Source organism: Embleya sp. NPDC059237 (assembly GCF_042754105.1).
GTDB lineage: Bacteria > Actinomycetota > Actinomycetes > Streptomycetales > Streptomycetaceae > Embleya.
Genome location: NZ_JBHZAE010000016.1, coordinates 100,760 through 119,409, shown reverse-complemented (window position 1 = coordinate 119,409; position 18,650 = coordinate 100,760). Strand labels below are relative to the sequence as shown.

The window sequence follows — 18,650 nt, the reverse complement described above, 5'->3', positions numbered from 1 at the left end:
GACGGTTCGCGGCGTCGTCACCCGCGCCTGCGGGCGACCCAGCAGCCCATGATCACTTTGCCCGCCCGACATGCGTCGCGGAGCGCGGGCACCGACGCCTCAAGCAGGGACTCGAAGCTCTCCGGCCGCGAGTCCGAGACGTCGACGGCGCCGGCCGCAACCCCAGCACCCGCGCCGCCGGCCGCGTTCGCCGAGTTCTCCGCGCACAGCCGCCAGTTCGGGGCGACGTCACCGTGGTCGTCGTACCGGGACACCGACTCGACCTCGAACCCGGCGGTCTCCAAGTGTTCCCGGATCGCGCCGAACGGGATCACCCGCGGGATGGCGAACGCCCGGCACATCGGCTCCACCCACCGCGCGTAGTCCGCCTCCGAGAGGTCGTCCGCACAGAACCAGTCGGCGCCGACGAACGCGCCGCCCGGCTTGACGACCCGGGCCACCTCCGCGTAGGCGCGGGGTTTGTCGGGCGTGTAGCACAGCGCCTCGATCGCGTAGACGCCATCGAACCTTGCCGACCTGAACGGGAGTTGCATCGCATCGGCTTCGACGAAGGTCAGCTGCGTGCCCACGTCGCCGGTGTGCAGGGATCGAGCGACCCGGACCTGGTGGCCGCAGATGTTCACGCCCGTCACCATGGCACCGGTGTACTCGGCCACGTTCGCGGCCGGGCCGCCGATGCCGCAGCCGACATCGAGGAGTTCGTCGCCCGCCGTGAACCCGCCCCGATCCGCGAGCCACCGCTGCATCGTGCGCTGCGCCTCGTGCAGTTGTTGCCCCTCGGCGAACCACGCGAGGTGGAAGGAGTCCGACCACACGTCACGGCACATCGGCGTCACGAGTTCGTAGTACCGATCGACGACGCGCGCGTAATGGTTCTCCCGGCCGCCGGCCGTCTCCACCAACTCGAGATATTCGGTGTTCTGCATACGATGCCCCTTTCGGCAACGGGGATGACGATCGACGGGAACTGCTCAGTCGCGCGGGCCGATCACCCGTCCGTTCTCCGTCACGGTGATGGCCCGCGCCGGGCAGGAGTCGGCCGCGTCGAGCACCGTCTCGTCCGGGGCGACGTCTTCGGTCGGCGGCCGGGCGCGTTCGTCGTCCAGGACGAACAGCGAGCCTGCCAGGGCCACACACACGCCCGAGCCCATGCAGCGGTCGCGATCCACCGTCATCCGCCAGACCGACACCGCCTCACCACCCCACCGGCATGGTGTGCGGACCGCGGACGAGCGAACGACTCTTCCAGACGACGTCACCGGCCGGGCGCAGGCTCGGCATCCGCAGGGCCAGAGCGCGCAGCGCCTCCTGCAACTCCAGGCGGGCCAGCGGCGCGCCGACGCAGTGATGCACACCGTGGCCGAACGCCACGTGTCGATTTCCCTCGCGGCCCAGGTCGAGCGCGTCGGGGGCGGTGAATCGCCGCGCATCGTGGTTGGCGGCGCCCACCGAGACCATGACGGGCTCTCCCTCGCGCACGAGCGTCCCGCCGACCTCGACGTCCTCGGTGGCCCAGCGGGCCGCGAGCGCCCCGGTGCGCAGCGGTACGAAGCGCAACAACTCCTCGACCGCCGCCGGAATACGATCGGGCTCGTCGCGCAACCACCCGAGCCCGTCGTGCCGGCCGAGCAGCAGGTGGACGAAGTTCGGAATCAGCATCGCGGTGGCCTCGTGGCCCGCGATCAGCAGCCCCATGCACTGCTCGACCAACTCGGCCTCGGAGAGCCGCTCCCCGACGTCGCGGGCCTCGATCAGCTCGGTGATCAGGTCGTCCGCGGGTCGGATGCGGTGTTCGGCGATCAGCTCGACCATGTAGACGCTCAACTCTCGCATGCTGCCCGCGACTTGCTCTGCGGCGTTGCTGGACACCGCGTCGTCGCTCCATTTCCGGAAGAGCGGACGGTCCGCCTCGGGCACCCCGAGCACCCGGCAGATCACGGCGACGGGGAGCGGGAGCGCGAAGGACTCCACGAGGTCGGCGGGCGGGCCCGAGTCCGCCATGTCCTGCGCCAAACGCTCGGCCAGGGCACGAATGCCCGGGCGTAGCCGCTCGATCCGCTGCACGGTGAACGCCTTGGCGACCAGCTTGCGCAACCGGGTGTGGTCGGGTGGGTCCGTGGCACCGATGCCCGCGGTGACCCGGCCCGGTTGCTCGCGCGGCTCGTCGTGCGCGGTGCACGCGGCGCGGCTGAACCTCGAATCGCCCAGGACCAGCCTGGCGTCCGCGTAGCGTGTGACGAGCCAGGCGGGTTCCCCATAGGGCAGCCGCACCCGCTCCAGTCCGTCGGCCTGCTGCGCCTTGGCGTACCGGGCGGACAACTCCAGGCCGGCGGCCTCGTTGAAGGGGTAGGCGACGGGAATGGGCATGCGTACCTCACGTCTTCTCACCTGATGGTCGACCCGAGGACTATTCGGCCGACGCGCGTCGGGGGGACCGACCATGCTCCGCCGCGGACACGGGCGCCGGTGTCAGCGAGAAGAAGCGCTGCTGCCACAGGGCGTGCAGTTCGGTCCTGATCGGCGCGGTCGGGGCGCCGACCGCGAGGGCGGCGAACGTCCGGGTGCCGTCGGCCCGTTCCAGGAGCGTGAACATCTCCGGCGACACCGGGGCTCGTGGACCGGTGGCGTAGTCGAGCACGATCTCGTGGGAGACGACGCTCCCCCCGGAGCCCGTGGCCCTGGTGGTCCTGATCAGTCTCGTGACCGGGCGAAGCCGCGGGACGAGGTCGTCGAGGGCGGGCAGGAATCCGGGGCGGCGCCGGACCACGAACTCGTCGACGACCAGACCGTCGAGTTCGGTGGTCAGCAGACAGGTCAACGCGTCCTCGACGCTCTGCACGATGGGTTCCGCGTTGTTGTTCATCGACGTGTTCAGCAGGACCGGAGTGCCGGTGAGTTCGCCGAAGCGGGTGACGAGGCGGTGGACCCGCTCGTTCACCTCCGGCTCGACGACCTGGATCCGGGCCGTGCCGTCGACGTGGGTGACCGCGGCGAGCGTTCGCCGATGCTCGGGGCGCACCCGCACCACGAACGACATGAAGTCGTAGTCGGCGGCCGTCTCGGGCAGTTCGAAGTAGGTGTGGGCCGCCTCGGACACGACCGTCGGCGCGAAGGGCCGGAAACTCTCCCGCTTTTTGATCATCGCGTTGATCCGGGTCCGGTTCTCCGCCGGTCGGGGATCGGCGAGGATGCTGCGGTGGCCCAGCGCGCGCGGGCCGAACTCGGATCGGCCCTGCGCCCAGCCGAGCACGGCGCCGTCGGCGAGCAGTCGGGCCGTCGTGTCGACGAGGTCGGCGGGCCGCTCGTACTCGATCAGAGCGCCCCAGGAGGCGAGTTGCCGTTCGATCGTATGCGTGTCGCCGAGGGCGGGACCCACGCTCGCGCTGCGCAACCGCTCCTTGAGCCGCACCGGGCCGGCCAACGCCTCCTGCGCCAGCAGCGCCGCGCCCTCCGCCGTGCCCGCGTCGTGGGAGGCGGGGTGTACGAACATCTCGTCGAAGAGCCCCGAGCGGAGAATGGCGCCGTTGAGAGTGCAGTTGTGCGCGACGCCGCCGCCGAATACCAACGCGGTGTGCCGCGTGGACCGGCTCCAGTGCCCCATCAGGTGCAGCACGATGCGTTCCAACATCTCCTGCAGTCCGGCGGCGAAGTCCTTGTGCCGCTGTTCCACCGGGTCCGTCGAGCGCCGGGGCGGCAGTCCGTGGGCGAGGAATACGCCGCCGACGTAGTCGAGGGACAGTGCGTGCCGGTCGAAGTCGTAGTCCCCGTCCGCGTTCAGCGTGTACATCGACTCGAACACCGCGCGGTGCACGGCGGGATCCCCGTACGGCGCCAGGCCCATCACCTTGTACTCGTCACCGAAGCGGAATCCGAGGTGTCGGGTGGCGCCCAGGTAGAGCAGGCCCAGCGAGTTGTGCATCGGCAGCTCGGCCAGGGTTTCCAGTCGGCCGTCCACCGCACCGAAGATCGTTCCGGAACAGTCCTCGCCCATGCCGTCGAGCACCACGACCAGCGCGTCCGCCAAGCCGGAGCGGGCGAGTCCGGACATCGCGTGGGCACGATGGTGCGACGCGAAGAAGAGTTTGTCGTCGGTGAGTTCCCAGCCCAGGTCGCGGCTCAGCCGGTCCTTGATGAGCTGCCGCGAATAGCGGGCGGGCACCGCGGGGTTGTCGACGTAGAGCCCGTTGAGCATGAAGTCCAGGTAGGGCTCGGGAAAGTAGTAGCCGACCGCGTCGACGTCGGCCGGGGTCACGCCCGCCGTTTCCAGGCAGGCCCGGAGGGCGTTGCTCGGGAACTTGGTCGTGTGCTTGATCCGGTTGAGGCGCTCCTCCTCGACGGCCGCGATCAAAACGCCGTCGCGCACCAGGGCCGCGGCCGCGTCATGGTACATGTACTCCCGTAAGCCGGGGACGAGATCCGAATCCCCGGGGGAGAAATTCCCGTTCAGTCCGATCGTCAACACGATCGTGAAGCTAACCGCAACGTTGGATGGGCACAACGCGGATCGGCGAATACGGCGACGGCTTCACACGTTCGGCTTAAGACGGGGTGTCGGGATCGATGGTGCTGGGTAGGCAACTCGGCTCCGGGCGGCGGAAGTCCGATGGGCGCGGGGTCAAGTCCATTGGTGTCGGGGCGACTTGCGGCGACGCAGGGTGGGTGGCTCAGCCTCGACGGTCGGGTGTCGCGTGCGCGTCGTCGATCAGGTCGCGCAGCTGGGAGCGGGTGGTGACGGCCAGCTTGGGGAAGCTGCGGTACAGGTGCGAGCCGACCGTGCGCGGGGACAGGAACAGCCGCTCGCCGATCTCGCGGTTGGTCAGTCCGCGGGCGGCCAGCCGGATGATCTGCTGTTGTTGCGGGGAGAGTTCGGCGAGCGCGTCGGGCGCGGCGTCGGTGACGTCGAGGCCGGCGGCGCGCGCCTCGGCCCGGGCCCGCTCGATCCACGGGCGGGCGCCCAGCCGCCGGAACGTCTCCAGGGCCTCGGCGAGGGGGACCCGCGCCTCGGCGATGCGCCGACGCCGGCGCAGCCACTCGGCGAAGTCCAGGAGGGTTTGGGCACGTTCGAACGGTCGGTGTGCCGACTCCGGGTCGGCCAGGGCCGCGCGGAAGTACGGCTCGGCGTCCTCGGCGTCGGCCAGCAGACCGCGAGCCCGCTCGATCAGCGCACGCAGTCGGGGTGAGGCGTCGGCGCCGAGCGTGTGTGCGGCGCGCTCGACGATGCCGGCCACCTCGTCGCGCCGGCCGGTGCGTACCGCCGCCGCGGCCAGATCCGCCAGCGCCGGATAGGCGGCGTGGTAGTGCACCGGCTCGCCGTCCGCGGTGAAGACGGCGCGGAGTCGGTGGTACGCCTCCTCGTGCGCGCCCTCCGCGAGGGCCGCCGCGCCGAGGGCACGGCGGGCGTAGACGGCGACCGAGCGGCTCTCCACCGGGTCGATCAGGGCGAGCGCCTCCTCGGCCCGGATGCGAGCCGCCGCCGGGTCCCCCTGGTAGGCGAGGATCGTGGCATCCACCGCGGCCGCGCACGCCACCGCGTGGTCGAGGCCGGCCCTCGCGCCCAGTGCCCCGCTGCGGGCACACGCCTCCCGGGCCCGCCCCCACCTGCCCACTTCCACATAGCTCCAGGCGGCCGCGCCACCCAGCCCCTCCGGCAGCGGCCCGCGCACGCCCCAGTGGTCGAAGGCCTCGTCGAAGGCGCGGACGGCCTGCGGGGTCTCGTCCAACAACCACGCCATGACGGCGAACGCGGTGAGCCGGTCGGGGCGGCGTCGCGCCTGTGTCGCGAGGCGCGGGAGCAGGGACAACAGTTCGGCCCGGTTGTCGAAGGGGTCGGACACCGCCCGAATCCAGACGCGCAACCACGACGCGTCGTCGGGGATGCCGGCCAGCACGTCGCGGACGCGTCGCCGCTGCGTGTCCTCGCCGCAGTAGAAGCGGACCACGGCGGCGCAGGCCACCAGGTCGAGTGCCGTGCCGGGCCGCGTGGGGGCCGACTCCTCGGCGGCGTCGGCCAGTCGGGCGAAGACGACGGTGTGCCGCACGGTCAGCGTGGCCAGCCGGCCGAGCTGGCCGGCGGCGCGGGCCAGGAGCGAGGCGTCGTCGGTGCGCGCCCGCACCTCGGCGGTCAGTTCCTCGACCCACGGCAGGTCGCCGGTGAGCGCGGCGGCTGCCGCGGCCTCGACCAGCAGCCGGGCGCCGTCCTCGCGCGGTGCGAGGTGGGCGGCACGGTGCAGCGCCTCGGCCGCCGCCGCGTGGCCGCCGCGACGTCGGGCCCGGTCGGCGGTGCGCTCCAGCTCCGCCGAGACGGCCGCGTCCGGCGGTGTGCTCGCGGCGGCGAGGTGCCAGGCGCGCCGGTCGGGCTCGTCCCGCAGCGCCTCGGCGAGCGTGCGGTGGGCGGCGCGCCGGGCCTCGACGGGGGCGGCGTGATAGACGGCCGAGCGGGCCAGGGGGTGGCCGAACCGCACACCCCGACCGGTGTTCCGGATCAGCCCGGCCCGTTCGGCGGGCCCCCACACGGCGGCGTCCTCGGGGCCCGGGAGGGTGGCGGGGGCGGCGATCGCGGAGTCGACGGTGTCCATGGCGGCCAGGAGCAGTACGGCCTGCGCGGTGGCGGACGGCAGGTCGCGCAGGCGAGCCGCGAACAGGCGTTCCAGGTGCTCGGTCAGCGGGAGCGGCCCGCCGGCGGGCGGCCCGGCGGCCGCGTCGGGTGCGCCCGCCGTCCGCGCGAGCTCGGCGAGCGCCAGCGGGTTGCCGTCGGCCTGGGCCAGGATCCGGGCCCTCGTTCGGCCGGTCGGGCGTCGCGGCTGTAGGTCGAGCAGGTGACCCGCCGCGGCGTCGTCCAGCGGCCCGAGGGTCAACGTCGGGATGTGGTGATCGAAGCCGGGCAGGTGATCTCCGGTGCGAGCGGCGACCAGCATCGTGACCGGTTCGCCGGCCAGCCGTCGGGCGGCGAAGGACAACGCGTCCAGGGACGCGCGGTCGAACCACTGCGCGTCGTCCAGGACCACGAGCACCCGCCCCCGCTCCGCCAGGGCGGACAGCAGGCTCAATACGGCGACGCCGATCAGCATCGGGTCGGCGTCCGCCGGGATCGGACCGGTACCGAAGGCACCGTACAGCGCGGCGCGTTGCCGCCCCGGCAGGTCGTCCACCTCGGCCGACACCGGGCGCAGCAGCTGATGCAGGGCGGCGAACGCCAGGCTCGACTCGGACTCGCTGCCGGCCGCGCGAAGGACGCGGGCGGCGTCGGTCGTGGCCGCGCGCACGACCCGGTCCAGCAGGGCGCTCCTGCCCATGCCCACGTCGCCGAGCAGCAGCAGGAGCGGTTCGGCCGCGGAGGGGTCGAGCGTGTGGAGCAGGCGGGCCGCCTCCCGGTCCCGGCCGACGAGCGGCTCGGCGGGTTCCGGGTGCGATCGGGTGACCGGACGAGGGGCGCCTGCGTGTGTGCTCACGGGTCTCCGGTGATCGGGGCCCGTCGCTCGACCGAGCCGTCCTGCCTGGTCGCCCCCAGGCTACAAGCGGGCGGGCCGACGCCCCGCGCGGTGCAGTCACGTGACGGATACCGAAGCCGACCGGGCCGTTCGTACGCTTTCGGAAAGCCCCGGGACCGTGCGCGGTCCGCGCCGGGACGACGGCATCACCGTCTTGTGGACATGTCCCCCTACTTCGGCGCGGTGGTCGCGAGTCAGGACAGGATCTCGACGTAGCCGTCGGTGCCGTGGACGCGGATCCGCTGCCCGTCGCGGATCAGCCGGGTTGCCTGGTCCACGCCCACGACCGCCGGCAGGCCGTACTCCCGGGCGATCACCGCGCCGTGCGTCATCAGGCCGCCCACCTCCGTCACCAGGCCCGTGATCCCGACGAACAGGGGCGACCAGCTGGGGTCGGTGTGGGCCGTGACCAGGATGTCGCCCGCCTCGAGATCGGCCTCGGCCATGTCCAGGACGACCCGGGCCCGACCCTCGACGGTGCCGGCGGAGACCGCCAGCCCGACCAGGGCACCGGCCGGCACGTCGTCGCGGCGGTAGGACCCGTTGAGGGCCTCGCCGTCCGAGGTGAGCACCCGGGGCGGGGTGAGCGCGTGGTACGACCGGAAGGCGTCCTTGCGCTCCCGGATGAGCCGATCGTCCACCCGGTGCGAACGCACGACGTCGTGGAATTCCTGGAACGTGAGGAAGAAGGCGTCCTCCCGATCGGCCAGCACGCCGGCCCGAACGAGGCGGTCGGCCTCGGCCAGTAGGGCCTGCTTGTAGACGAAGTAGCGGGTGATGATGGCGTACTTCGGGTATTCCCGGTATCCGATGAAGGTGCGGACCCGGTCGATCATACGTTTGGTCTCGTCGGCCTTTCGGTCCCCGTCGGGCAGGGTTCGCAGGCGCGCCAATACGTCCCGCTCCTTCGCCAGTGCCCGCTGCCTGCCCTCCTCGAACCGCCGTTCGGCTGCGCCGGGTTCGAAGTTCTTCACGTGGTCGAGGATCACCGGGACGAGTGTGGTGGGGCGTTCGCGCCACCTCGGCCTGGTGATGTCGATCTCGCCGACGCAGCGCATGCCGTATCGGTCGAGGTAGGACTCCACGGCGTCGCGTGCCTCGGCCCCGCCCGCGAGCCCCGGCAACTCGTCCAGGAAGTCGTCGTCCTCGACACCCCGCAGGTAGGCGACCACCTCCGGGTGCGGGCGGATCACGTCGGCGACGTCGAGCAGCGCCAGGCCCATCTCGGAGGTGACGTTGCCGGGGGCGGACAGGGTGAGCGTGTCGGCCGCGTTCTTCTCGCCCAGCCACTCCCACAGCTTGTCGCCCAGCCACCACGTGGCCTCCATCCCCGCCATGATCGCCCGAAGGCTCAGCGGATCCCCGAGGGCCCGCTTGTGCTCCGCGAAGGCCTCCGCCAGGAAGTCGAACAGCGCCGGTCCGGACTTGCTCCGGATCTCGCGCCGCAGGGTGTCGACGGACGTCCGGCCGCGCTCGATCAGCTCGGCGACGATGGCCGGATCCGTCTCGATCGGGGTGGGCGCCGCGGCGACGATCAGCGGCTCGGGCGGACCCGCGTCGGGGAGCGAGGGAACGAAGCCGTCGTGGTCGAGGACGGTCTCCAGCGCGTCCCTGACCAGCGGATCGCCGCGCCCGACGAGGTCCAGGAAGGCGGTGCGGCTCGCGGGCGAGGCCAGGCGGCGGGTGACGTCGACGAACAACCTCCCGCCGGCCGTGGGCATCGGGGCCATGGCCGTCAGCTGCCATACGGACAGTCCCAGGGGCTTCATGGGGTCGGTCATCATCTGCCCGTGGCCGACCGAGACGTAGACATGGTTGTCCCGGTCGTCGCTCTCGGGAATGGGGAACAACGTCGTGATCGGCCGGCTCTGCACGACCCGGAAGCCGTCGTCGTCCAGGCACCACTCGATGTCCTGCGGCCGGCCGAAGTGCGCCTCGATCCGCCGCCCGAGCCGCACCAGCTCCAACACCCGCGCGTCCGTCAGCGCCGGCTGCCGCTGCCGGTCCGGGTCGATCGTCACCTCGTGCGTGCCGCCGCCCGGCACGGCGCGCAGGGCGCGCTGCTTGGCGGCGATCGTCCTGGCGACGATCTCGCCGTCGCGCACCGTGAAGACGTCCGGGTTCACCAGGCCGGAGACCAGCGCCTCGCCCAGGCCCGGGCCGGCGTCGACGGTGGCGACCCTGCGATTGCCCGTGACGGGGTCGGCGGTGAACAGGACGCCTGCCGCATGTGGGAAGACCATCCGCTGGACGACCACGGCCATGTGGACCGCACGGTCGTCGATGCCGTTGCGCCGGCGGTAGGCCACCGCCCGCTCGGTGAACAACGAGGCCCAGCACCGGCCGACATGCCGCAGGATCGCCGTCGGCCCGACCACGTTCAGGTACGTGTCCTGCTGGCCGGCGAACGAGGCCGTCGGCAGGTCCTCCGCCGTCGCGCTGGATCGTACGGCGTAGCCGGCCTGCTCGCCGAACCGGGCGAGCGCGCCGGTGATCGCCGTCGCGACGTCGTCCGGGACGGCGATCTCCTCGATGGTCCGGCGGACTTCCGCGCTCAGCGTGCGGATCTCCTCCCGGTCGTCGGGGTTCGAGCGGGACAGCCGGTCCAACAGTTCGTCGAGCGACGGCGCCTGCGCGACGACCCGCCGGAAGGCGTTTGTGGTCACACAGAAGCCGGGCGGCACGTGGACGCCTTCGATCCCGGACAGTGCGCCCAGGTGTGCGGCCTTGCCGCCGACGAGGGCGACCATCGTCGTGTCGATCCCGCCGAGATCCGATACGTAGCGGTCGCTCACCGCGATACCTCCGAGACAGTCCTGATCCGGTGCCGCCGCGTCGCCGGTGCCGCCGGCGTCGTCGAACCTGTTGTCGGGCACGTCCTCATCCCTCGTTGTCGTCCTTCCCATTTCCGCAGGTAGTGGCCACGGCGGACGATTCTGCGCCCCGACGGGGGCCTTGCCGCAAGCCCCCGGGTGCGCTATAAGTTGAGAGAGGCAGGGAGAGGAATCTCCTTGCCTTCGCTGTTTCGCGGCCACGTCGACTCACTACGTTTGCCGCCATGAGCCACCCCCTCCCTCCCGCCGAGTACTACGCCACCCTGCCCCGCCACATCGGCAGCGCCGGCGCGATCCTCCACACCTCCGAGCACCGAATCCTCCTGGTCGAGCCCCGGTACGGCGACGGCCACTGGGAGATCCCCGGCGGCGCCATGGAGCACGGCGAATTCCCCTGGGACACCGCCCGCCGCGAGGTCCGGGAGGAACTGGGCCTCGACCTTCGTCCGGGGCGTCTCCTGGTCGTCGATTGGATGCCGGCGCAACCCGATGGCCGGCCGGCGTTGGCGAACCACCTCTTCGACGGCGGACCGGTCACCGAGACCGAGATGCACGAACGTATCCGCCTGGCCGGCGACGAACTCGCGCATTGGCGTCTGGCGCGCCCCGCCGAGTGGGACACCCTGATGGCTCCCCACATGGCCCGCCGCCTGCGGGCGTGCGCCGCGGCACTGGCCGATGGGACCACCGCCTACCTGCATCAGGGCACCGCTCCCGACGTGCGCCCGCGTTGACCGGGGTGCCCGGGGGGCCCGGGCCGCGGCTTCGTGGCGGAACTGCCGTGGCAGCGCGGCGGGTTGGTGACATTTGCTGCGTGGGCAAAGGGCGTTCGTATGCCGGCCCGGTGATGTCGGACCGCTGTCGGGATACGTGGCCGACCGATGGCCACCAGCGCCGACCGCATGTTCCGGTAGCGGACGCATCGTTCGGGGCGGGGGCGTGGCGTTCGAGCCCGCGCGGGTCGTCGGCCGGGGTTTTGGTCGGCGGCCCCTGTCGGTGTCGGTACACGGCGGCGGCTTCGGCACTGCGTACGATGGCCGGATGATCAAAGTACTGCTGCGGACCTCGAGCGGGGACATCACCCTGGAGCTCGACGAGTCGAAGGCTCCGAAGTCGGTGGCGAATTTCGTCGACTACGTCAAGGCCGGTCACTACGACGGCACCATCTTCCACCGGGTGATCCCGGGCTTCATGATCCAGGGCGGCGGCCTGACCGCGGACATGGAGAAGAAGCCGGCGCCGAACCTGGTGGAGAACGAGGCCAAGAACGGTCTGCGCAACGACAAGTACACGGTGGCGATGGCGCGCACGTCGGATCCGCACTCGGCCAGTGCGCAGTTCTTCATCAACGCCGCCGCCAACGAGTTCCTCGACTATCCCGGTCAGGACGGCTGGGGCTACGCGGTGTTCGGCAAGGTTGTGGACGGCAAGGACGTGGTGGACGCCATCGAGGGCGTGCCCACCACGTCGAGGAACGGCAGCCGCGACGTGCCGGTGGAGCCCGTGACGATCGTGTCGGCGCGACTGGTCTGACCGCCGCGCACAGCGCCCGGCGCGCTCGGGTACGCAGGCCACGAGCGCGCCGGCTACCTCCGCCTCCACCTCCCCGACCGGGGCGGCGGCGGGGGTGGCCCGGGGGCTCAGCGGAAAAGCGCGTCGACGTATTCGGCGCCCAGGCCCACCTCCGTGTAGTGCCGGCGGCACAGGGCGATGTAGTCGTGGACGTCGAAGTAGCCGGTGGTGTCGCCGTTTTCGTCCAACCAGATGAGCGGACCCTTGACGATGAACATCGTCTTCATCGGTTCGTCGCTCTCGTAGGCCACGAGCGTGTGGCCCTCGCCCGGGGCCTCGTACACGAAGTCGCCGGCGGAGGCGGTCCACGGGCGCTCCAGGTAGCCCCACTTGCCGGAGATGGTGTACGCGAACACCTCGTGCGGGTGGTAGTGCCGGTTGACCAGGCCGGCCTCCTCGGCGCGCAGGATGTCGCACCAGGAGTTGTCCTTGACGTTGATCCACAGCGGGCGGGACCCGACCGTCTCGGTGAACGGCGCGTAGTAACGGTCGTCGTCGGTGGCGACCTGCGGCAGGTAGACCTCCGGGAGGGCGTCCGGCTTGAACGAGTTCTCGATCGGCCTGAGTTCCTTCCGGAACTCGCCGCGGGGGGCCTCTGGCATCTCGGTGTCCAATCGTGGAACGGCGCGGTGGCGCGCGGCGCGGGCGAAGCGCCGGACGGGGGTCGAGCCCACCCGTCCGGCGCCCGGTCGTGCGGTCGTGCGGACGATCAGGGGTGCACCGTCCAGTGGTGGTTCTGCGCGGCTCGGGTGAAGGTCAGCGACGGGCACAGGTAGTCGCTGCCTCGCGGGCTGGTGCTGGTCCACGGGGAGTCGGTGGGGGTCGCGAGTTGCCACGCGCCGCCCCGGCGGAGCTTGATGTCGGTGCTGTCGAACGTGGTACTGCGGGCCTCGGTGCAGTAGTAGCCCTTACCGGTGGCGGGGTTGACCGTGGCGTAGATCTCGAAGATGTCCCAGCCGTAGTTCAGTGCGCTCTGGTCGGTGCCGGACGAGCGGAACAGCGACTCCCACGCCTGGGTCTTGTAGTTGTACAGGAACGACGACCACGCGTTGCCCGAGGTCGCGTCCTTGCTCAACTGCACGCTGTAGGAGGTGATTCCGTTGACGGTGGTGGTGTACTTCGCCAGGAACGCGGCGTCCACCTTCACGGTCTTGGCGGGGCCGCTCGTGCCGCACCAGTCCCATGCCCAGATCTCGGCGCCCTGGCTCCAGTAGGCGGTGACGACCTCCATGCAGGAGTTCAGTGCCTTGGTGGTCGGGGCGTAGGTGAAGTTCTGCGAGTTGCTCACCTTGTACGAGGGATCAACGCTGTGGGTCGCGGTGATGCCGTCGTGGGTGCCGGCCTGCGGGAAGATGCCCCAGAAGTTGTGCGTCGGCGCGAGGCTCGCGCCGGAGGCGGCGGTCGCGGCGTCGTTCGGGGCGCTCGCGGGGTCCCCGGTCAGGGCCGCGCGCAGCTTGGCGCGCTGCTCGACGAAAGCCTGAACGGCCCTGTCGCGCCCGGGAGTCGGCGTGTCGGAGGAGTTCTGCGCCACGGCCCCTCGGTGGGGCGCGGTGGGGGAGGGAACGGCGCCGGACAGCCGCGAGCCGGACGCGCCGGCGGGCCCGGCCGGAGCCAGGGCGAGGAAGGCGACGAGCGTGGCGATCAGAGTGGTCACCAGGCCGATGGGGAAGGGGCGGGGACGTAAGCGTGGTGTGACGCGGCGAGACATGCGTCTCCTCGGGAAGGGGGGAAGGGGTGCGGAACCGGAGGACGGGCACCGCCGCAGGGTCCGAACCAACCACCGTCGAGCGGGACGTTCTCGTACAGCTCCGGTCGGACGGCCCCAAGGTAGGGGACGGTTCCGCTCCGGGGGTAATCACATCTGCCGATAGCATCACAAGAGCCGCGCGTCACAGGGCTGTTCGAGACGGTGGCGAGGAGCGGGAGTGGTGGTCGTGGCGCTGCGATACTCGACGAACGGTGAGCAGTACGACTTCCCGCCGTTCGCCGGCCCGCCGCCGGTTCGCTACGTCCTGGCGTCGAGCCCGCGCTGCGGCAGCAACATGCTTGCCCGTGCGCTGTGGCATACCGGCGTGGCCGGCTTCCCCGAGGACTACCTGGCCGACGCCCACGTCCTCGACTACTTCGAGCGCTGGGGATTCGACGCCGACGATCCGGACGGGCTGCCCGCCGCCCATGTCCGCGCCCTGATGCGGTGCCGGACCAGTCCCAACGGCGTCTTCGGCATCAAGGTGCACGCCGGTCACCTGGCCGCTCTGGAGGTCGACCCGCACGAACTGCTGTGCGTGCCGCGCTACATCCACATGGTGCGCCGGGACCGCCTGCGGCAGGCGATCTCGTACACCGTGGCCGAGCAGACCGGCGTGTGGATCGTCGACGGGACCTACCTGCCGACGGGGCGGGCGAGTTCGACCCCGCGCTACGACCACGACGGCATCCGCCGGCACCTGCGCATGCTCGATCACGACGCGGCGACCTGGGCGCGGTACTTCGACCGCCACCGCATCACACCCCACGTCGTCGTCTACGAGGACCTGCTCGTGAAGTACGAGGACGGCGTGCGGGGGTGTCTGGCCTTTCTCGACGTCGAGGCGCCCGAGCGCATCCCCGCGCCCGGTATCGCGCGCCAGGCCGACGAGACGACGAGCCGCTGGGTCGCGCGCTTTCTCGACGAGGCCGATTCCTCCGAGCGCAACTTGCTTTTGTCATACGGCTGTTGACACACCACCCCACACCGCTACCGTGAAGGCGTCAGCCACCATCGCGCGCCAGGGGAGGGATCATGAGTGTTGCACCGCCCGAGGTGACGGTAGAAACCGCCGCCGACGAGGAAGAGTTCGCCGAGCTCGACGACCTCGAAGTGATCGAGACCAGCGAGTTGAAGGTCGGTGGGGCCTACCACTCCTACACCTACATCGCGGCGAACAACGAGGAAGACGTCTCCATCTGAGACCCCGGACTGCCGAGGTGGGAATGTGCCGTCCGAACGGGCAGGCGGCGGTGATCGGGTCGACGTCCTCCTGATCTTTCCGCCGCAGACCGAGGCCAGGTTCTTCCCGTACCTGAGCCTGCCCTACCTGACCGGCCACCTGCGGCGTCGGGGTCGGCGCGTCCACCAGGCCGATCTCAACATCGGCCTGGTGCACGACGTGCTGCGACACCCGCAGACGTTGACCGCCGCGGTCGCCGCCCGTGGCGGCACCGGTCTGGACGGCTGGTATCGGCAGGCCATGGCCGACGTCGTGATCGAGCACGCGGGCGAGATCCGCGCCCGGGCCATGGAGCGACCGGCCGACGCGCCTCACGAGCCCCAACCGGCCCACACATCGGCCGCGTTCGACGCGCTTCGGCTCGCGCGCAACGCCGTCGAGCTCTTTGTCGGCGACACGCTCCTCACCCGGACCTGGCGCGACCTCGGGCAACTCGACGACGCCGTGCGCGTAGCCGCCGCGGCGCCGCCCGCCGCGTCCGGTGTCGCGGTCGAGCGGCTCCACCGTCACGTCGTGGACCTGCTGGCCCGATACCGGCCCCGCGTGGTCGGCCTGTCCGTGGCGTTCTTCAGCCAGTTGGCACCGGCGCTGCTGATCGCCGCCTGGGTGCGGCGGCTGCGACCCGACGCACACGTCTGCCTCGGCGGCCAGCAGGTGATGCTCCGTCACCAGGACTTGGCCGCGCTCGTCGGCGTGCGGCACACCGTCCACGCCCTGTGCCACACGGCGGGCGAGGAGCCGCTGGAACGCTGGCTCGACGCGCTGGACGGCACCGCCGCACAGGCCGACGTACCCGGCATGACGTGGCTCTCGCCCGACGGCGCCGCGCAGTGCTCGACGCGCCCGGTACGACTGCGGTTTCGCGATCTCGGCCCGCCCGACTTCGCCGACCTGCCGATCCACGCCTACCTCTCGGAGACCACCCAACTGGCCATCGTGTCCTGCGTGGGCTGCTACTGGGGCCGGTGTGCCTTCTGCTCCTACGGCAATCGTTCCCTGGCCCGCGGCGGCTACCAGCAGGGCACTCCCGCGCAACTGGCCGACGCCGTCGAGTCGGTGGTCCGGGACACGGGCGCCGAACTCGTCGCGATCGCCGACGAGAACACCAACCTCCGGTTGATCGCCCGGGCGATGCGGCTGGCCCGGGCCCGCGGCGTCCGGGTGCGCTTCGATGTCCGCGCCCGCCTCGAACCCGGCCTGCTGGACCCGGGGTTTTGCCGCGAGCTGGCCGACCTCGGCTGTGCGCAGATCGCCATCGGTTACGAGGGCACCTCGCAGCGCCTGCTCGACGTGCTGGACCGGGGCGTGCGCGCGGCCGACTACCAGCGCATCGTCGACAACCTCGCCGACGCGGGCATCACCATGCGACTGTCCGTGATGGGGCACGTCCTCGACGAGACGCCGGACGAGTTCGAGGAATCCCTGCGTTTCCTGACGGACAACCAGGACCGGATCGGCATCGACGCGCTGGAGCTGCTGATCGCCGAGCCCGGCAGCCGGCTCGCCCGGCACCCCGAGCACTTCGGCCTGGCGCTGGACACCTCCGGGCCGCTCACCGGCAATCCGGAACTCAACTACCTCGGCGGCCGGGTCGGTTATCCGATGGCGGTCGGCGGCGGTCCCGCCCGCGCCGAGGCGCTGGATCGACTGGAGCGGGTCTTCCGCACGGTCACCCCGGGCCGGGCCGGCCGGCTCTCGCCCCCGAGCAGCGCCCCGGGGACCGGCCCGCGCGAGACCGAACTGGTGGAGCCACACCCGTGGGTGCGCATCGTCCCCACCGAACTCGACGGCGTCCACGACCGGATCGCCATCGCCGATCTGGTTCGGGAACGCTTCTACGCGCTGCCGCGCCGCGACGTCGCGCAGCGTGCCGACGGTCTGCTCGCGGCGCGTACCGCACGCGGCCGGTTGCTCCTCGGCCGCCTGGTCGGCGCGCTGGCCGGCCGACCCCATTCGGGCACCATCATCGAGGCGGACGTCGAGTACGCCGGGAGGCCGTCGTGACACCAACGTCAGCCACCACGACCAGGCTGGGTCTGGGCCTGGTCATGGACATGCCGTGGAGCGGAGGCACCCTGGGCAATCGGGGCATCGGCTTCGTCGAAACGCCCGACGGCGGCGACATCTCGCCGCGCGTGCGCGCGTTCTTCCGGCGCCACGGCCACGACTTCGCCTACGCCTGCCCCTCGTTCCAGCCGCGTTCGCGAGCCGCCGTACGCATGGCCGACTACGCCCCCGCCTACGACCGCTTCTTCGCCGCACTGCCCACCGGGACCCGCCGCGCACTGCACCAGACCGAGCTGAACATGGGTTCGCCCGAGCGCTACGATCGCGGCCCCACCATCGAGTTCACCAACGAACTCATCGCCCGCCACGACCTGTCCTGGGTTGTCGAAGACCTGGGGATCTGGAGCCTGCGCGGCTGCCCGCTGCCGTATCCGCTGCCGCCGCCGCTGACCGAACGCGGCCTGCAGATCGCCACCGCCAACACGGCGGACACCGCCCGGCGCCTGGTCGCGCCGCTGCACGTGGAGTTCCCCGGCTTCACCGAGGGCGGGTCCTTCCACCTCGGCGGCCTCGACGCGTTCGAGTACTTCGCCAGGCTGGCCGACGACGCCGACGTGTGGGTCACCCTCGATGTCGGCCATCTGCTCAGCTACCAGTGGTTGCGCGGCCGCACCGGCCGCCACATGCTCGACGGGATCGAGGCCCTACCCCTCGACCGCTGTCGCGAACTGCACCTGTCGGGCTGCCAGATCGTCGGCGGCAAGTTCCGCGACCTGCACCACGGCGTGCTCCTGGACGAGCAACTACAGCTCACCGAATACCTGTTGCCGCGCTGCCCGAACCTGCTCGGGGTCAGCTACGAGGACCCGATGTACCGCGAGGACGGCCGGCTGGTGGAGCGGTCCCGGCCCAACTTCGAGCGCCTGCGGGACCTGGCCGACGCATGGCGGCGTGGCGACGACCGCCTCGTCGGCACCTCCGCGCCACCGCGCGAGACGACCTCCGCTCCGCCGGCGACCGGTACGGGCCTGGCCGGCGGGCAACTCGCCGACCTGCTCATGCGTCTCCTGCTCGACCGCGACCTGCGCGCCCGCCTGGCCGACGAAGGCGCCGCCGAGGTGGCGACGAACCCGGGCGAGCTGGAGTGTCTGGAGACCGTCGAACTCGACGAACTCGACGCCGCCGCACGCAGGTTCCGCTCCCGAATCTGGCGGCTCGGCCGCGCCGGCGGGCTCGCCGGCTCGTTCCCGCGCAGCCTGCACACGCTCCGCGCGGCCGGCCACGACGACGCCGACCTGCTCGACGGGTTCCTGACCTCGACCCACTTCGGCGCCTTTCGGCTGGTCCCCCACCTCGGCCCCGGCCTGTCGGTGGAGGAGGCGTTCGCACGATTCCTGCTCGATCTGCCGGAGGCGACCGCCACGACCGTGCGCGAGACCGTCGACCACGAACTGATGCTCTCCCTGTTCACCGCGCTCTGCCACGAGCAGCCGCTGTCGTTCCTGATCGGGGTCGAGGGCGTCGTGCGTACCGACCACGGCCACGCGGCGCTGCGCCGGTATACCCGGGCGGCCATCGCGGGCTGGGGCCCAGGCGTGGCCGGCCCCCCGGAAGAGACCACGCTCTACGCGTACTTCGCCACCCCCACCGGACTCGCGCACGGCCCGGTCTCCGCGCGGGTGGCCGCGGCGTTCGAGACCACCCCGACCCCCGCGGGCGACGCCGCCCGCGCCGCGCTGAGCCGGCGCGGGCGCTGGTGA

Annotated in this window: 14 protein-coding genes; 6 read left to right on the top strand and 8 right to left on the bottom strand. The window is 71.6% G+C overall.

The genetic code is table 11. The features are described from left to right. Positions 1-17 precede the first annotated feature (17 nt). The 6 genes from ACFXKZ_RS38075 to rph all read right to left on the bottom strand — a co-directional run bounded on the left by ACFXKZ_RS38075 (position 18) and on the right by rph (position 10,282). A complete protein-coding gene (locus ACFXKZ_RS38075) occupies positions 18-926 on the bottom strand; it encodes a methyltransferase domain-containing protein (RefSeq protein WP_380007706.1) in 909 nt (302 codons plus the stop codon). A 45-nt stretch (positions 927-971) separates the two neighbouring features. Continuing rightward, entirely contained in the window at positions 972-1,175 is a 204-nt protein-coding gene (locus ACFXKZ_RS38070; protein ID WP_380007703.1) for a ferredoxin, read from the bottom strand. 19 nt (positions 1,176-1,194) lie between these two features. Then, positions 1,195-2,367: a cytochrome P450 gene (locus tag ACFXKZ_RS38065; protein WP_380007700.1), complete on the bottom strand. Its 1,173-nt coding sequence runs from the start codon at positions 2,365-2,367 to the stop codon at positions 1,195-1,197. 40 nt (positions 2,368-2,407) lie between these two features. Further along, positions 2,408-4,462: a carbamoyltransferase gene (locus ACFXKZ_RS38060; protein ID WP_380007697.1), complete on the bottom strand. Its 2,055-nt coding sequence runs from the start codon at positions 4,460-4,462 to the stop codon at positions 2,408-2,410. 202 nt (positions 4,463-4,664) lie between these two features. Beyond that, complete coding sequence (locus ACFXKZ_RS38055; protein ID WP_380007694.1) at positions 4,665-7,448, bottom strand: ATP-binding protein; 2,784 nt, start codon at positions 7,446-7,448, stop codon at positions 4,665-4,667. A 233-nt stretch (positions 7,449-7,681) separates the two neighbouring features. After that, a complete protein-coding gene (rph, locus tag ACFXKZ_RS38050; RefSeq protein WP_380008063.1) occupies positions 7,682-10,282 on the bottom strand; it encodes a rifamycin-inactivating phosphotransferase in 2,601 nt (866 codons plus the stop codon). Between the two features lie 263 nt (positions 10,283-10,545). Between rph and ACFXKZ_RS38045 the strand changes: the two genes are divergently transcribed. Together ACFXKZ_RS38045 and ACFXKZ_RS38040 are read left to right on the top strand one after the other, a co-directional pair. After that, positions 10,546-11,055, top strand: a complete 510-nt coding sequence (locus tag ACFXKZ_RS38045; protein ID WP_380007691.1) for an NUDIX domain-containing protein — start codon at positions 10,546-10,548, stop codon at positions 11,053-11,055. 307 nt (positions 11,056-11,362) lie between these two features. Further along, the gene (locus ACFXKZ_RS38040) at positions 11,363-11,854 is read left to right on the top strand and encodes a peptidylprolyl isomerase (RefSeq protein WP_380007688.1); all 492 of its coding nucleotides are present in this window, start codon (positions 11,363-11,365) and stop codon (positions 11,852-11,854) included. 107 nt (positions 11,855-11,961) lie between these two features. On the opposite strand, the gene ACFXKZ_RS38035 is transcribed toward ACFXKZ_RS38040, so the two are convergent. Both ACFXKZ_RS38035 and ACFXKZ_RS38030 read right to left on the bottom strand, forming a co-directional pair. After that, on the bottom strand, positions 11,962-12,495 hold the full coding sequence (locus ACFXKZ_RS38035; protein ID WP_380007685.1) for a 2,4'-dihydroxyacetophenone dioxygenase family protein: 534 nt from the start codon (positions 12,493-12,495) through the stop codon (positions 11,962-11,964). 107 nt (positions 12,496-12,602) lie between these two features. Then, entirely contained in the window at positions 12,603-13,547 is a 945-nt protein-coding gene (locus tag ACFXKZ_RS38030; RefSeq protein WP_380007682.1) for a carbohydrate-binding protein, read from the bottom strand. A gap of 280 nt (positions 13,548-13,827) precedes the next feature. Here ACFXKZ_RS38030 and ACFXKZ_RS38025 point away from each other — a divergent pair, with 280 nt between their 5' ends. The 4 genes from ACFXKZ_RS38025 to ACFXKZ_RS38010 all read left to right on the top strand — a co-directional run bounded on the left by ACFXKZ_RS38025 (position 13,828) and on the right by ACFXKZ_RS38010 (position 18,650). Next, positions 13,828-14,613, top strand: coding sequence for a Stf0 family sulfotransferase (locus ACFXKZ_RS38025; protein ID WP_380007679.1), 786 nt, complete (start codon positions 13,828-13,830; stop codon positions 14,611-14,613). A gap of 62 nt (positions 14,614-14,675) precedes the next feature. Next, positions 14,676-14,843, top strand: coding sequence for a hypothetical protein (locus ACFXKZ_RS38020; RefSeq protein WP_380007676.1), 168 nt, complete (start codon positions 14,676-14,678; stop codon positions 14,841-14,843). Between the two features lie 25 nt (positions 14,844-14,868). Next, a complete protein-coding gene (locus tag ACFXKZ_RS38015; RefSeq protein ID WP_380007673.1) occupies positions 14,869-16,887 on the top strand; it encodes a B12-binding domain-containing radical SAM protein in 2,019 nt (672 codons plus the stop codon). Next, a complete protein-coding gene (locus ACFXKZ_RS38010) occupies positions 16,884-18,650 on the top strand; it encodes a DUF692 family multinuclear iron-containing protein (RefSeq protein WP_380007670.1) in 1,767 nt (588 codons plus the stop codon). The genes ACFXKZ_RS38015 and ACFXKZ_RS38010 overlap by 4 nt, the downstream gene beginning before the upstream one ends.

Excerpts from the sequence above, each read along its gene's own strand:
- ACFXKZ_RS38070 (WP_380007703.1), bottom strand. The coding sequence starts at position 1,175 with ATGACGGTGGATCGCGACCGCTGCATGGGCTCGGGCGTGTGTGTGGCC.
- ACFXKZ_RS38065 (WP_380007700.1), bottom strand. The coding sequence starts at position 2,367 with ATGCCCATTCCCGTCGCCTACCCCTTCAACGAGGCCGCCGGCCTGGAG.
- ACFXKZ_RS38075 (WP_380007706.1), bottom strand. The coding sequence starts at position 926 with ATGCAGAACACCGAATATCTCGAGTTGGTGGAGACGGCCGGCGGCCGG.
- ACFXKZ_RS38020 (WP_380007676.1), top strand. The coding sequence starts at position 14,676 with ATGAGTGTTGCACCGCCCGAGGTGACGGTAGAAACCGCCGCCGACGAG.
- ACFXKZ_RS38035 (WP_380007685.1), bottom strand. The coding sequence starts at position 12,495 with ATGCCAGAGGCCCCCCGCGGCGAGTTCCGGAAGGAACTCAGGCCGATC.
- ACFXKZ_RS38045 (WP_380007691.1), top strand. The coding sequence starts at position 10,546 with ATGAGCCACCCCCTCCCTCCCGCCGAGTACTACGCCACCCTGCCCCGC.
- ACFXKZ_RS38040 (WP_380007688.1), top strand. The coding sequence starts at position 11,363 with ATGATCAAAGTACTGCTGCGGACCTCGAGCGGGGACATCACCCTGGAG.